This is a genomic window from Dickeya sp. CFBP 2040, assembly GCF_012273755.1.
Classification (GTDB): Bacteria; Pseudomonadota; Gammaproteobacteria; order Enterobacterales; family Enterobacteriaceae; genus Dickeya; species Dickeya poaceiphila.
The window spans coordinates 1-14,971 of the sequence record NZ_JAAVXH010000073.1 but is presented as its reverse complement, the minus strand read 5'-3'; the positions used below and the strand labels follow the sequence as shown (position 1 = coordinate 14,971).

13 protein-coding genes are annotated in these 14,971 nt (G+C 51.0%); 10 read left to right on the top strand and 3 right to left on the bottom strand.

Annotated elements, in window-relative coordinates; all coding sequences use genetic code 11:
• Positions 1 to 189 precede the first annotated feature (189 nt).
• The 10 genes from btuC (at position 190) to Dpoa2040_RS09010 (ending at position 10,477) form a co-directional block, all read left to right on the top strand.
• Complete coding sequence (gene btuC, locus Dpoa2040_RS09055; RefSeq protein WP_042871137.1) at positions 190 to 1,191, top strand: vitamin B12 ABC transporter permease BtuC; 1,002 nt, start codon at positions 190 to 192, stop codon at positions 1,189 to 1,191.
• Between the two features lie 54 nt (positions 1,192 to 1,245).
• Positions 1,246 to 1,797: a glutathione peroxidase gene (locus Dpoa2040_RS09050; RefSeq protein ID WP_168641049.1), complete on the top strand. Its 552-nt coding sequence runs from the start codon at positions 1,246 to 1,248 to the stop codon at positions 1,795 to 1,797.
• Between the two features lie 2 nt (positions 1,798 to 1,799).
• On the top strand, positions 1,800 to 2,567 hold the full coding sequence (btuD, locus tag Dpoa2040_RS09045; protein ID WP_168641048.1) for a vitamin B12 ABC transporter ATP-binding protein BtuD: 768 nt from the start codon (positions 1,800 to 1,802) through the stop codon (positions 2,565 to 2,567).
• 193 nt (positions 2,568 to 2,760) lie between these two features.
• Positions 2,761 to 3,225 carry an NlpC/P60 family protein gene (locus Dpoa2040_RS09040; RefSeq protein ID WP_042871132.1) on the top strand — a complete coding sequence of 155 codons (465 nt, stop codon included), beginning with the start codon at positions 2,761 to 2,763 and terminating at the stop codon, positions 3,223 to 3,225.
• Between the two features lie 45 nt (positions 3,226 to 3,270).
• Positions 3,271 to 4,287: a lipoate--protein ligase A gene (locus tag Dpoa2040_RS09035; RefSeq protein ID WP_168641047.1), complete on the top strand. Its 1,017-nt coding sequence runs from the start codon at positions 3,271 to 3,273 to the stop codon at positions 4,285 to 4,287.
• 329 nt (positions 4,288 to 4,616) lie between these two features.
• A complete protein-coding gene (locus tag Dpoa2040_RS09030) occupies positions 4,617 to 5,351 on the top strand; it encodes an EAL domain-containing protein (protein WP_168641046.1) in 735 nt (244 codons plus the stop codon).
• 156 nt (positions 5,352 to 5,507) lie between these two features.
• Positions 5,508 to 6,959 (top strand): protein adenylyltransferase SelO, encoded by a 1,452-nt coding sequence (locus Dpoa2040_RS09025; protein ID WP_168641078.1) that lies wholly within the window; start codon positions 5,508 to 5,510, stop codon positions 6,957 to 6,959.
• A 391-nt stretch (positions 6,960 to 7,350) separates the two neighbouring features.
• The gene (gene ldtD / locus Dpoa2040_RS09020; RefSeq protein WP_168641045.1) at positions 7,351 to 9,027 is read left to right on the top strand and encodes a L,D-transpeptidase; all 1,677 of its coding nucleotides are present in this window, start codon (positions 7,351 to 7,353) and stop codon (positions 9,025 to 9,027) included.
• A gap of 194 nt (positions 9,028 to 9,221) precedes the next feature.
• Positions 9,222 to 9,770, top strand: coding sequence for a YcbK family protein (locus Dpoa2040_RS09015; protein WP_168641044.1), 549 nt, complete (start codon positions 9,222 to 9,224; stop codon positions 9,768 to 9,770).
• Between the two features lie 68 nt (positions 9,771 to 9,838).
• Positions 9,839 to 10,477: an MBL fold metallo-hydrolase gene (locus tag Dpoa2040_RS09010; protein WP_042871122.1), complete on the top strand. Its 639-nt coding sequence runs from the start codon at positions 9,839 to 9,841 to the stop codon at positions 10,475 to 10,477.
• A 96-nt stretch (positions 10,478 to 10,573) separates the two neighbouring features.
• Here Dpoa2040_RS09010 and Dpoa2040_RS09005 read toward each other — a convergent pair whose 3' ends face one another.
• The 3 genes from Dpoa2040_RS09005 to Dpoa2040_RS08995 all read right to left on the bottom strand — a co-directional run bounded on the left by Dpoa2040_RS09005 (position 10,574) and on the right by Dpoa2040_RS08995 (position 14,728).
• Positions 10,574 to 11,764 carry an amino acid aminotransferase gene (locus tag Dpoa2040_RS09005; protein WP_168641043.1) on the bottom strand — a complete coding sequence of 397 codons (1,191 nt, stop codon included), beginning with the start codon at positions 11,762 to 11,764 and terminating at the stop codon, positions 10,574 to 10,576.
• A gap of 190 nt (positions 11,765 to 11,954) precedes the next feature.
• The gene (locus Dpoa2040_RS09000) at positions 11,955 to 13,034 is read right to left on the bottom strand and encodes a porin (RefSeq protein ID WP_168641042.1); all 1,080 of its coding nucleotides are present in this window, start codon (positions 13,032 to 13,034) and stop codon (positions 11,955 to 11,957) included.
• A 545-nt stretch (positions 13,035 to 13,579) separates the two neighbouring features.
• Positions 13,580 to 14,728: a porin gene (locus tag Dpoa2040_RS08995; RefSeq protein WP_042871120.1), complete on the bottom strand. Its 1,149-nt coding sequence runs from the start codon at positions 14,726 to 14,728 to the stop codon at positions 13,580 to 13,582.
• Between the last annotated feature and the right edge of the window lie 243 nt (positions 14,729 to 14,971).

Genomic DNA, 14,971 nt, shown 5'->3' with positions numbered 1-14,971 from the left:
AAAACAATCAAGCCAGATGAAGTAATCACCTGTCATACCATGTTGCAGGGGATATTCGCCATAGCCCCTTGCAGCATACGTTGCGGACTGCTTTCCATTCCCCGGCGAAATTTCCCAGCATCAGCTTGATATCACTGTGTATATGCGCATCATGGTGACATTGTCCGATTTTTTCATTGCAGGTCGCCCATGCAGTTAACCCCGGTAGGCTATACCCAACTGAAACACCAGCAGCGCAGGCGAGATCGCCAGCGTTTGTTGGGGTTATGGCTGCTGCTGGTGCTGGGAATCATCGTGAGCTTGTGCGTCGGTGAGCGTTGGATTGGCCCAACGCATTGGTTCGATTCGGAATCCTCCTTATTTATCTGGCAACTCAGACTGCCGCGCACGCTGGCGGTGATGCTGGTGGGGGCCGGGCTGGCGATGGGCGGTGCGGTGATGCAGGCGGTGTTCGATAACCCATTGGCCGAGCCGGGGTTGCTTGGCGTTTCCAGCGGCGCGGGCGTGGCACTGGTCTTGGCAGTGTTGATCGGCCATGGAATGTTGCCGGTCTGGAGCCTTAGCCTGTGCGCCATCGCCGGTGCGCTGTTGGTGACCTTACTGTTGCTGCGTTTTTCCCGTGCTGGGGTGTCTAACACGCGGTTGCTACTGATTGGTGTGGCGCTGAGCATTATTTGCAGCGCGATGATGACCTGGGCGGTTTATTTCAGCACCAGCCTTGATTTACGCCAGCTAATGTACTGGATGATGGGCGGGTTCAGTGGCGTGGACTGGCGTTACGGCGCATTAATGCTACTGATGTTCCCTTTGCTGGTTTGGCTGGCGTGTTGCGGCGGGGTGCTAAACCAGTTGGCGCTGGGCGAACCGGCTGCCCGGCAATTAGGCGTTGCGGTAGTCTACTGGCGTAATGTGCTGGTTTTGGCGATGGGAGCGCTACTGGGCATGAGTGTAGCGCTGGCTGGCGTGATTGGTTTTGTCGGATTGGTTATCCCGCATATTTTGCGCTTGTGTGGCTTGACCGATCAGCGCTATCTATTAACCGGGTGTGGGCTGGCTGGCGCAGTGGTGCTGATGCTGGCAGATACGCTGGCGCGTACTTTGCTGGCCACGGCGGAATTGCCGGTTGGCGTGGTCACCGCCACACTGGGATCACCCTGGTTTATCTGGCTGCTGCTGCGCCATCAGGCGTGATTCCGATAATAAACAGTTCGGCGAAAAGCCGGTTAGAAAAAACAGGAAGAGACAATGAGCAATAACATCTACGCAATTCCCCTGCAAACCATCGATGGTCGTCCAACGTCACTGGAAAACTGGCGCAATAATGTGCTGCTGGTGGTGAATGTCGCGTCACAGTGCGGACTGACCCGGCAATACGAAACGCTGGAAAACCTGTATGAAACTTATCGTGAACGCGGGTTTGCGGTATTGGGGTTTCCGTCCAATGAATTTGCCGGACAGGAGCCGGGTAGTAACGAAGAGATACAGGCTTTCTGTCGCGGAGCCTTCGGTGTGCAGTTTCCGATGTTTAGTAAAATTGAGGTCAACGGAAGCGGACGTCACCCCTTATATCAGGCGCTGATTCAGGCTCAACCAGACGCGTTGCGACCACAAGGGAGTGAATTTTACGAGCGTCGTATCAGCAAAGGGCAGGCACCGGTACATCCTGGCGATATTCTGTGGAATTTTGAAAAATTTCTGATTAATCGTCGTGGTGATGTGGTGGCGCGCTTTTCGCCCGACATGACGCCGGATGACAGCGCGATTATTAAAGCCATTGAACAGGCGCTGGTGCAGTAAGCGTGACGATTCAACCGTTGCTGTCCCTGCGCCATGTCAGTGTCGCCGGGCGCTTATCCTCGGTGGAGCTAAGCTGCCACCGGGGTGAACAGGTACACATTATTGGCCCTAACGGTGCAGGTAAAAGCACCTTGCTGGCCTTGATGGCTGGGTTGCAGCCGGGAGTGGGCGAGATACAGCTGCTGGGGCAAGCATTGGCTGTCTGGTCGGCGCGCGATCTGGCCAGAGTCCGGGCTTATCTGCCACAGCACCATGGCGCACTGGCGATGATGCCGGTGTTCCAGTACCTGCACCTGCATCAGCCTTCCGCAGAGACTAATAATGTGGATACGGTGGTGCAGCAGTTGGCGGAACGGCTGTCGTTAGCGGATAAACTGCGTCGTCCTCTTACCCGGCTGTCCGGCGGTGAATGGCAACGCGTCAGGCTGGCTGCGGTGTTGTTGCAAGTCTGGCCGACATTAAATCCATCTGCCCGGCTATTGTTACTGGATGAACCCGTTGCCAGTTTGGATATTGCTCAACGTGTGGCGCTGGATGCATTGCTGGCGGAGCTATGCCGGGCTGGTGTAACGGTGATTGCCTCCGGGCATGATCTGAACCATACCTTGCACCATGCTGATCGAGTCTGGCTGATGTCCGGTGGTGAACTGGTAGCGCAAGGGATAGCGGCGGATGTGATGCAACCTGAGACGTTGTCTTCGGTTTTTGGCGTGGCGTTTACGCATTATGTGCTGGATGGTCGTCGCTGGATGCTGGCGCAGCAGGAGTGAGTGACGATAGAGGAGCCAGTCAGGTTATCCGCATGGTGACGGGCTACATGGCTGGTGGTGTCAAAGTAGTCATAATATTTCGTTACAATAGGAAAACTCTCTTTTTTTCTGGCGATTGGCTTCAAAGTGCAAATGATAATATGACGTAATTCGATTTTGCGGGGCTGTCCCCGGCAACAGTGAGCATGATGGCATGAGGTTCTGGAGAGTCTGGTTAATTCTGGTGGCATTGTTTCTGGCCGGGTGTAGCAGCCATGTTCCGCAGAGTACCCGCCTGGGCGATGCCAGTGAGGTGCGCGCACAGCTACATGCCCAACTGGCGAAGTGGCGTGGTACGCCCTACCGCTACGGCGGGCTGGATCACAATGGTATTGATTGTTCGGGCTTTGTTTATCTGACGTTTCGTGATCGGTTTGGTTTGACGTTGCCGCGCTCGACCGAGGAGCAGACGGAAATCGGTACTCGTGTTGACCGTGACGCCTTATTGCCGGGCGATCTGGTCTTTTTCCGCACCGGCAGCGGCGAGAATGGATTGCATGTCGGCATCTACGACAGTAATGACCAGTTTATTCACGCCTCGACCAGCCGCGGTGTTATGCGTTCATCACTCAACAATGTTTACTGGAAACGGGCCTACTGGCAGGCTCGCCGCATCTGATTCCCCGGCCACCGGTGGGTGGCCTGTTGTCTTTGGAGCCTTGCTGTGTCCGCGCTGCGTTTGCTGATCTCTGATTCTATTGACCCCTGGTTCAATCTGGCGGTGGAAGAGTGTATTTTCCGCCAGATGCCGACTACACAACGGGTGCTGTTTTTGTGGCGTAATGCTGAAACGGTAGTGGTTGGCCGCGCTCAGAACCCGTGGAAAGAGTGCAATACCCGGCGTATGGAGCAGGATGGCGTCAAGCTGGCCCGGCGCAGCAGTGGCGGCGGTGCGGTGTTCCATGATCTCGGCAACACCTGTTTTACTTTTATGGCGGGTAAACCCGGCTATGACAAGAGTGTGTCCACAGGCATTATCTTACGTGCACTGACGGCGCTTGGCATTGAAGCCCATGCGTCGGGGCGTAATGACCTGGTGGTTGAAACGCATGACGGCGTCAGAAAAATTTCTGGTTCTGCCTATCGGGAAAGCGCTGATCGCGGCTTTCATCATGGAACGCTGCTGCTGGCAGCCAACTTGTCTCGTCTGGCGGATTATCTCAATCCGGATGTTAAGAAATTGCAGGCTAAAGGCATTGAGTCGGTACGTTCGCGGGTTGCGAATCTGGTGGAGTTATTGCCGGAGATTGATCATGAGACGGTTTGCAGCGCTGTTACTCAGGCATTTTTCGACCATTATCAAACCCAGTGTCAGCCAGAGAGAATTTCGCCTGATGTTGTCCCCGAACTGCCGGGGTTCGATGAGTTGTTTGCGCGCCAGAGCAGTTGGGCGTGGAATTTTGGCCAGGCGCCTGAATTCACTCATACGCTGGATACCCGCTTCGATTGGGGAGGTGTGGAACTGCATTTTGACGTAGAGCGCGGTGTCATCAGTCGCTGTCAGCTGTTTACTGATAGTCTTAATCCTACTCCGTTGGAGGTGTTGGCTGCCCGGCTTAACGGTATATTTTATCGTCCGGAAGCGCTGGCTAAGGTTGGTGAGCAGCTGGCATCGGAATATCCCCAACAACACAATGAGATAAACACAGTAATTGTCTGGTTATCGGAAGGTATTCGTTAATAATTTGCAATATATGATGGGGATTTGTCTGAAAAATGCAAAGCAAATTGTTTTTAGATGAACGGTAAATTATAAATTTAATGTCGGTTTCGGCAGTAATGAAATAAGGTATTCGCGTAAAAGGAAGAGATTATTTATTGTATTTTCTTTCGGAGATTCAGACATATATTGTTTGAGTTAAATAAGCGTCACGCGCTCCGTTTGAATATTATTGTTAATAATCCTTGATGTTTCTGGAGTGGTAGCAGCGAATAGGATCAGGTCAGGCATACCTTTTGTCTGGCTGCCCGTTACGGCGGGTTCAATTTTCTAACTCTGGCTATAACACTATGCGTATCCAGCTTGAAGTTGACTATGTCAGTCAGTATTTTTTCTCTCCTGTCTACCATCTGGATTCCCGTTTGATGGCGCTGGAAATGGTCGGACGCTTCCAGCGTGAGGGGGGAAGTTTGTCCATACCGCAGGAGATTTTACTGGGAGCGTTGAATCACCAGCACAAGCAAGCGCTGCTAAGAGAACAACTGGCGATTCTGAAAGATAAATCAGCCTGGTTTATCAATAATCGTGTGATCGTGGCGTTGAAAATCGATCATACATTGACGGAAATTCTGATTAATGACGCGTTGCTGCGGCATGAGTTTCGTTCGCTGCCTTTTTTGCAACTTGAGATTAATGAGCACTTCCCGGATATATCACATGGGCGAGATAATCCTGATTTGATGAAATTAAGCCAGTCTTTCCATTTGTGGTTGGATAATTTCGGCGCTGGCAATGTGAATATGAAGCCATTTTATGATGGCGTCATTTCCTGTGTAAAAATGGACGCGGGGTTTATTAATAAGTTATTAATTCGACCTGTTTCTGTTTCTATCGTTAACCCCATGTTACAGGTTATGAAAAAGCAGTGCCCTTCACTGAAGGTAGTGGCGAAAGGGGTGGATAATATAGCCAGCTTTGAACGGGTTTTTGAGCTTGATGTCAACGCGGTGCAGGGGCAACTGTGGTCGCCCTTGCCACCAGAAGCGCTGGATAATGCGTTAATGCCGGTTGCCTGTTACGGCTAAGCACCCTTGGGCGTTCAGTTGTGGCTGTCGCCCACTGCTTTGGTTATCTATTTTATTGGTATTCTTAGCTTTTCTGTCTGGCTAAATAGCCTTGTTTTTATTCCGTGTTAATTCTCCTGCCTCAGTTCTACACTGATAAAAAAGGGAGTGAGAATGATGCCGCATCACCTGCCGTTCAATAATCATTACCACCAGCAATTGCCGGGGTTTTATACCGAACTGACACCTACACCGCTACAGGGTGCGCGTTTGCTGTATCACAACGCCACACTGGCTGAAGAACTGGGGTTATCCGCTGACTGGTTTGAAGGTGATAACGGTCGTATCTGGAGCGGAGAACAGCTGTTGCCGGGAATGGCGCCGTTGGCTCAGGTGTATAGCGGTCATCAGTTCGGCGTATGGGCCGGACAGTTAGGCGATGGGCGAGGCATCCTGCTCGGACAACAACAATTGGCGGATGGACGTACGCAAGACTGGCACCTCAAAGGCGCGGGATTAACCCCCTATTCGCGTATGGGGGATGGGCGGGCGGTCTTGCGTTCTGTCGTGCGTGAGTTTCTGGCGTCGGAAGCGTTGCACCACCTTGGTATTCCCACCACGCGTGCATTAACTATCGTCAGCAGCGACCACCCGGTTCAGCGTGAGCAGGAAGAGCAGGGTGCGATGCTGTTGCGGGTGGCGGATAGCCATGTCCGTTTCGGTCATTTCGAACATTTCTATTATCGCCGCGAACCAGAAAAGGTACGTCAGCTGGCTGAGTACGTCATTGCCTGTTATTGGCCGCAGTGGCAGCAAGAAGCGGATCGCTATTATCTGTGGTTCAGCGATGTGGTGGAGCGTACTGCGCGGCTGATAGCCCACTGGCAGGCCGTGGGTTTTGCCCATGGCGTCATGAATACCGATAACATGTCTGTTCTTGGACTGACTATCGATTACGGTCCCTTCGGGTTTATGGATGACTACCAGCCAGATTATGTTTGTAATCATTCGGATCATCAGGGGCGCTATGCGTTTGATAATCAACCCTCGGTAGGGTTATGGAACCTGCATCGTCTGGCGCAGTCCCTATCAGGGCTGATGCCTGCCAATCTCCTGCAACAGGCGTTGGACCGTTATGAACCTGCACTGATGCAGCAGTTCGGTGAATTAATGCGCGCCAAACTGGGTTTTGGTACTCCGCAGGCGCAGGATAATGATTTGCTGGTCGGGTTGCTGCAACTGATGAAGCGTGAACAGGCCGACTATAGCCATATCTTTCGATTGTTGTCGGAAACAGAATGTCACAGCAGTCACTCACCGTTACGGGATGTGTTTATTGATCGTGCGGCATTTGACGATTGGTTTCGTGTATACCGGCAGCGGCTGGCGTTGGAAAGCGAGGATGACGCCGGGCGTCAACGGCGGATGAAGCAGGCCAACCCGCGTTACGTATTGCGTAACTATCTGGCGCAACAGGCGATTGAGCGGGCACAAAAAGAGGATGTTAGCTTGCTTGCCCGCCTGCATCAGGTTTTGCGTCAACCGTATGCCGATCAACCCGATATGGCGGACCTGGCCGCTCTGCCGCCCGACTGGGGCAAACATCTGGTGATTTCCTGCTCCAGCTAGTATCTGGTCTGGGCGAGTCCGATAGGCAACATGGGTGAAGAAAAGCCAGATAACTGATTGTATGATGGTCAGAATGGCAGGTGTATCGCGCTCGGTATTTCCCCTGTCACTCCGTAAAATCAGTATAACATGGGGTGTATCTGGTCGTTTTTCGTGATGCGGATTAAACCGTTGGCGCAGGATGATTCCGGTGCACGACACGCGTTTGCGGTAACGGGTAGATTAATTTTTAAAAACATGTTGTTTTTAAAACGTATACTGGTTGCGAAAACCGTATTAGCTGACAGAAACTGGGTGGTTGCAACATACCCGGTGTAATCAAAACATTCGGTGTGCTCAAAACACGCGGTGTAATAAAAGCAGTGTCATTTTATGTACAGGGGATAAATGGATGTTGTTAGTCAAACGAAATACACAAAGACTGCTTTGGGGAGTAGCCGGTTCGATTTGGCTGGGCAGTCTGTTGGCTTCGTTTTCCGTTCAGGCGGCACCAGACAGTGTGGCGGTAACCGCCGTGTCAAAAAATCATGCCTCTGTCACCCGTGCTCTGCCCGCGGGCATTACACCGCATTATCTCGGTGAATTAACCGCGCTCTATACGCGCCAGCACATGCAGCCGATGTGGGGTGATAAACAGGTCGTCAACGCTTTTCAGCAGCAGTTGGCGGAACTCGCGCTTTCTGGTATTCAGCCACAGTTCACCACCTGGGTGAGCTGGTTAACCGATCCTAAATTAAACGGTTTTGCCCGTGACGTAGTCCTGTCGGATGCCCTGCTGGGGTATATGCAGTTTGTCTCCGGGGTAGAAAGAAATGGCAATAACTGGCTGTATGGCAGCGAGCCTTATAAGCTGGCTGCGCCGTCACCAGCGATGGTTGGACAGTGGAAGCAGGCCGTTGCATCGGGCAACGGCCTGGCGTTTATTGCATCGTTAGCGCCTCATCATTCCCAGTATGCAAAAATGCACGATGCGCTGAAAAATATGCTCACGGACAACCGCCCCTGGCCAAAACTGATACTGGCGGACTCATTACGTCCCGGTGATGAAAGCACCGCGTTACCGGTGTTGAAAGAGATTTTGCGGCGAACCAGTATGTTGACTCAGGATGGCCCGGCAATGCCGCTGTTTAACGATGCCTCGTCAGGCAGCTCGTCGTCATTGCGTTATGACGGAGAGGTAGTGGAAGCCGTAAAACGTTTCCAGCATTCGCAGGGGCTACAGGATGATGGCGTCATCGGCAAGCGCACCCGCGACTGGCTCAATGTGTCATCGCAAATGCGTGCTACTTTGCTGGCGTTAAATATTCAGCGTTTGCGGCTGGTGCCGGATAAAGTCAGCAGCGGCATCATGGTTAATATTCCTAACTATTCGCTCAGCTACTATCAAAATGGAGCAGAGATCCTGTCGTCGAGGGTGATTGTCGGCCAGCCTAAACGCAAGACGCCACTGATGATAAGCTCACTGAGCAATGTAGTGATGAACCCACCGTGGAATGTGCCGACTACGCTTACCCGTCAGGATATTATTCCTAAGGTGATTCAGGACCCTGGGTATCTGCAGCGCCACGGGTACACGGTATTGTCAGATTGGACCGAAAGCGCCCAGCCGATTGACCCGGCAACGATCGACTGGCCGATGGTATCTGCCAACAACTTCCCGTACCGCCTGCGTCAGGCACCGGGAGACAGCAATTCGCTGGGGCGTTACAAGTTCAATATACCCAATACGGATTCCATCTATTTGCATGATACGCCTAACCATAATCTGTTTCAGAAGGATATCCGGGCGCTGAGTTCGGGATGCGTGCGCGTTAATAAGGCTTCTGAGCTGGCAGCGTTGTTGTTACAGGATGCTGGGTGGAATAATGCACGCATCTCATCAACGATAGAGCAGGGCAACACCACCTACGTGGCGGTACGCCAAAGGGTGCCGGTCAATTTCTATTATCTCACCGCCTGGGTCGCTGATGATGGTAAGCCGCAATTCCGCACAGATATTTACAATTATGATGATACGGTAAAAACCGGCGCACTGGCTTTGTCCAAAGTGGGATTATTATTACAGTAACTATGCGTAATCCGGGCAATTCCCGGATGAGATCACTGGGTGTTGTGAAGCAAAAAACCGTGGGAGCCTGCGCCAGAGTCCGAAGAAAGCGGGTTGACGGGTCTGCTGCAGGCAGTTAAGGTGCAATGCGGTGCATTAGGTGCCGCTTCGCCTGTTATTCTCTTCGCTTTTTTAGCCCAGGGTACTCGATCTTTATGGAACACATTGATAATCATCGACGCAAATGGCTGGCGCTTGGCGGTGCAGCCTTAGGAATAGCGCTGTTGCCAGGTCAATCGTTGGCTTCGTTATCCACTGCTCGTCCACGTATTCTCACACTGAATAATATTAATACCGGCGAGCACATCAAAGTCGAATTCTTTGATGGTCGTCGTTATAACAAAGCAGAGTTATCCCGATTGAATCACTTTTTCCGCGACTATCGGGCCAATAAAATCAAAATTATTGATCCCGCGCTGTTTGATCAGCTATACCGACTGCAGGTGATGTTAGGTTCTACCAAGCCGGTACAGCTGATCTCAGGTTATCGTTCTTACAGCACCAATGAAGATCTGCGGTCGCACAGTAAGGGCGTGGCGAAACAGAGCTATCACACCCAGGGCAAAGCGATGGATTTCCATATTGAAGGCGTTCAATTGGCGAATATCCGGAAAGCTGCTGTGAAAATGCGTGCGGGCGGTGTTGGTTATTACCCACAGAGCAACTTTGTGCACATTGATACCGGGGCTGTTCGCACCTGGTAATGTGAATGACGGAATGGGCGGGGTAGGCTTTCTCCTCGCACAAGGATTTGAAGTAAGAACGGAGCGGTATGAAGTACCAAATTATTCCTGTTACGGCTTTTAGCCAAAATTGCACACTACTGTGGTGTGAGAAAACGTTGCAGGCCGCTATTGTTGATCCCGGTGGTGAAGCAGAAAAAATCAAACAGGCAGTGGCGCAGGCGGGTGTCGTCGTCACCCAGATTCTGCTGACGCATGGTCATCTGGACCATGTCGGTGCTGCTGTCGCGCTGGCTGAACACTATCAGGCGCCTATTGTTGGCCCGCAGCGTGCCGATGCTTTCTGGCTTGATGGATTACCCGCTCAGAGCCGCATGTTTGGGCTGAATGATTGTCCACCGTTGACGCCGACCCGCTGGCTGGAAGAGGGCGATACCGTCAGCATTGGCGAGTCGGTGTTATCTGTTGTGCATTGTCCGGGTCACACGCCGGGGCATGTGGTATTCATTGATAAGCAGGCACGCTTCGCTCAGGTGGGTGATGTTATTTTCCATGGCGGCATAGGGCGCAGCGATTTCCCACAGGGCGACCATCAGGCGCTGGTGGACTCTATTCGTAATAAGTTATTCCCTTTGGGGGATGATATCGTCTTTATTCCAGGTCATGGGCCGATGTCCACTTTCGGAGAAGAGCGCCTTAGCAATCCGTTTGTGCGCGATGCTGGCTGACTCCTGTTTTATCTGCGTAAAAAACAAAAGCCAGCAGATCTGCTGGCTTTTTGTGTGCCGTCGCCCGTTTGAAAGGGAGTCAGGCAGGATGCATCATCACAGCACGGCAACAATGGCTTCGCACAGCGGCGCCATGTTTTCCGGCGTCATACCTGCTACGTTGATTCGGCCAGAGTTGACGGCGTAGATACCGAATTCGTTGCGCAGGCGCAGTACCTGATCTTTGCTCAACCCGCTGAAAGAGAACATGCCGTTCTGATTGATAATGAAGGAGAAGTCCTGAGTAGTGCCTTTTTCCTGCAAGGTGCTGACAAACAGGTGACGCATACGCTGAATGCGTTCACGCATGGCCGTTAATTCCTGTTCCCAGATGTTACGCAACGACTCATTAGACAGCACGGTAGCCACGACAGCCGCACCGTGTGACGGTGGGTTGGAGTAGTTGGCACGAATTCCCGCCTTGACCTGGCTAAATGCCGTATCGGCAATCGTGGCTTCTGCCGCCACGATAGTGCAGGCACCTACTCGCTCGTTGTACAGACCAAAATTCTTGGAGTAAGAACTGGCAACAATCAGCTCGGTGTGTTTGGCGGCAAAAATACGCAGCCCTTCGGCGTCTTCATCCAGACCACGGGCAAAGCCCTGATAGGCGAAGTCAAACAGCGGCAGCCAGCCTTTTTCCAGCGCCAGTGCGGCCAGGTGTTCCCATTGCGCTTTGGTCGGGTCAATACCGGTAGGATTATGGCAACAGCCGTGGAACAGCACCACATCACCGGCTTGTGCCGCACTCAGGCTGGCCAGCATACCGTCAAAATCCAGTTCGTGGCGAGCTGCATCGTAATAGGTGTAATCACAGACGTCGAGACCAACGGCAGCGAAAACATTCTTATGGTTCGGCCAGCTCGGATTGCTTACCCAGATACGTTTGGCGCTGGTCTGGGTGGCGATAAAGTCTGCTGCTACGCGCAGGCCACCGGTGCCGCCCGGTGTCTGTGCGGTGCGCGCACGGTTGTTCGCAATGATCTCGCTCTGCTTACCGAATAACAGCTCCTGAGTGCAACGAGCGAATTCCGGTATGCCATCAATACTCAGGTAGTTTTTAGTGGTTTCGGTTTCCAGCAGCAGCTGTTCTGCTTTTTTTACGCTGGTGAGTACCGGCGTTTTACCGGTTTCATCTTTATAAACGCCGATCCCCAAATTGATTTTGTGGGAGCGTTCATCAGCGCGGAACAGATCGGCCAGCCCCAGAATTGGGTCAGCAGGTGCGGCAGCGATTTTTTCAAACATTGCGAAGTAATCCATAACAGAGATTAAATAGAAATAGCAGGTTAACGCCAGCGTCTGGCTTTGCCAACCGTTTGCATCAAAAGAAACGGAAATAGTGATAGCGGTGAAGCCGTCGAGATTTTTGCCTGAAAACCGGCAAAGTCGGCGCATATGCCGACTTTGCCGCAGGTATCGGGAAGGTGTACACCTGTCAGAACTGATATACCAGACCGGTGAACACCGTATCACCGGTCTTTCTGGCAAATGGATTATCAGTGCTGCTTATCAGATTGCGCAAATAAGCCACATTCATAACCATATTCTTATTGAAGGTATAATTTACCCCCAAACTGGCATACCGGGTGACATAACCACTGGTGCCTTGCCCAATATCCGTCTCATCGTATGCTCTGGCGGATACATAGGCTAGAGACGGCGTGAGTCCAAAATCAAAGTGATATTGCGCCACCGCCTCAAATATTTTGGTTTTATCAGCAAAGGCGGCGGTTGAGGTGCCAATTGGTGTCAGGTTATGGAGTATGCCGTACATCATCGCTAAATAGGTGCGATTGGCATCGTATTTCACGCCGGCAGCCCAGGCGTCAGCCTTGTCGCCTTCATTTGTCGCTCGCTGTGCCGCTGTTCGGCTGACGGCTTCATAAGAGGCGATAACGCCGATACCGACAGGTGTGGTATACGCAGAAGAGACTCCCCAGCCATTACCGACCTGACGCGCCGGATCAGTGGAGTCATTGTGGCTGGACTGATATTGCAGCCCAATGTCCCATCCATCGACCAGACCAAAGAAGTTCTTGTTACGGTATGTCGCCACCCCGGCGGTGCGGCCAGTAATATTGTCGGTATAGCCTTGATCGCCGCCAAATTCAGGCAATACGTCGGTGTAGGATAAACCGTCATAGGCGATGCCTTTATTTCTGCCGTAATCAATACTGCCAAATTTATCGAACTTCAAACCGGCATAGGCGTAGCGGGTTTTCCCGTTAGCGCCATTGGTGTCTTCCGCCTTGCTGGCATCAAAATGATATTCGTAATTGCCGTAACCGGTAATATATGGGGTGATCTGCGTTTCACCTTTTACACCCAGTCGTGCATAGGTTGAATCACCATTGCTTTTGAAACTATTGGTGTTATCACCAAAGTAATAACCCGCTCGCACTTTGCCATACAAATCAAATTTATTACCCTGGTTATTATAAACTTCAGCCGCGTTGACCAACCCGGTTGAAGACAATAATACTGATGCGGTTAGCATAGTTATCAGATGCTTCATTATCATCATTACCCTCACTAAATGTTAATCACCACTGAGGCATTTCTGCCTGACAGCAATAGAGATACAGCAGGAGCATTGTCGATGTGTTGTTATGTGCGCCCGCAGTCTTACATCAGGAGGGGGAGGTAACCAGAATGAAAGTGATACCAGAATGTTGTTGGTGAAATATTATGTTTTTATTCGAATAAAAATATTATGTTTCATTTTTATTTATTTTTTTATGAATGAAAAACAATGGGTTATTGCTGTATTGCTTTGTTGGGTTTTTATTAATTTTATATGTAATTTTAAATATCGATGTCAGTGTCGAATTTATTCTTATTAATACACCTGCTGTTTTACCTCGTGACGGGTTTGTTCCACATCGTGGACGTAATAACAGAAGAGGGTGTGGCCGCGTCATAGCCGGGAAGAAACGGTGCGGGTGCGAATCACATGTGCTGCGGCGGAAAAATAACAATTGTGAAGAGCTACTGTGAAGAGAAAAAGCCGAGGCATAGCCTCGGCTTGATATGCGCTTACTTCAGAGAAGCAAGGCTGGATTAGAACTGGTAAACCACACCGACAGCAACACGGTCGTTAGTTGCTTGTTTGTAGAGGTTGTCGTCTTTCAGCAGGTTGATGTCATACTCGGTGTAAGTCGAGAAGTTTTTGTTGAAAGAGTAGGTCAGGCCCAGGCTGGCGTATTTGACCAGATAATCGCTGGTTTTTTGGGCCGCAGTGTTATCTTCCGCTTTAGCTGATACGTAGCCGATAGACGGTTTCAGGCCAAAGTCGAAGTTATACTGTGCAACCGCTTCAAACACTTTGGTTTTGTCAAAGGCAGCAGTGGTGTGCTGAGAGACTCCGCTAATATTAAATTTATAAGTGTTACCGTAGGTCATATTACGGTATTCACCGTAGGTAGCGGCTACATAGATGTTGTTAGCATCGTATTTCAGGCCGGTCGCCCACATTTCAGCATCAGTACCACGGCCATCTTGTGCCTGGTCATTTGATGTAGCAGGTGATGTAGCATTAGAGAATGTATTCGCAGTACGTTTAGCATGGCCGTATGAACCGATAATACCTACGCCATACGGAGAGGTATAAGAGGTGGACAGGGCGTAGCCAGCGCCAGTGTTACTTTTGCGCGTTGTGGAATCAGAACGTGCTGACTGGTAGCTTAGGCCAAAGTTCAGGCCATCAACCAGACCGAAGAAGTTTTTGTTGCGGTAGTTCGCCACACCTGCACTGCGGCCAGTGAAACCGTCGTTGTAGGCAGAGTCGCCACCCCATTCCGGCAGCACGTCGGTGTAAGAGATACCATCGTAAGACACGTTGCGGTTACGACCGTAATCCAGAGAACCGAAATCAGCAAATTTCAGGCCGGCATAGGCATAACGAGTCTGACCAGCGGCGGTGGAATTTTTAGATTCTGTTTCTTCAGTACGGTTGGCGTTGAACTGATATTCAAAACGGCCATAACCAGTCAGGTCGCTGTTGATCTTGGTTTCGCCGGTGAAACCAAGACGGACATAACTTTGGTCGCCGCTGTTTCTACCGGTGTTGTCTTTGGAGAAGTAGTGCAGACCGTCCAGTTTACCATTCAGGTTCAGTTTGTTGCCGTCTTTGTTATAAATTTCAGCCGCATTCGCTGCGCCAGCGGCCAGCAATGCCGGGATTACCACTGCAAGAATATTACGTTTCATTTATAAATAACCCTCATTGTGTTGGTTCACGTCCGATCATATTTACAGAGAAATCTGAATTGAACTTCTGCGATACGTCGGTGTCTATGTGTCCGAAGGCAGTGTTTCATTCATAATGATGATTATCCACTCCATAAATGATACCAATTGATGATTTGTGAAACATATTGTTTTTTTATGTTTAAATATGTAAAATTTGAGGCGTGTCACACTATAGTTGAGGGGCGTTTTTCGTTTTAGACG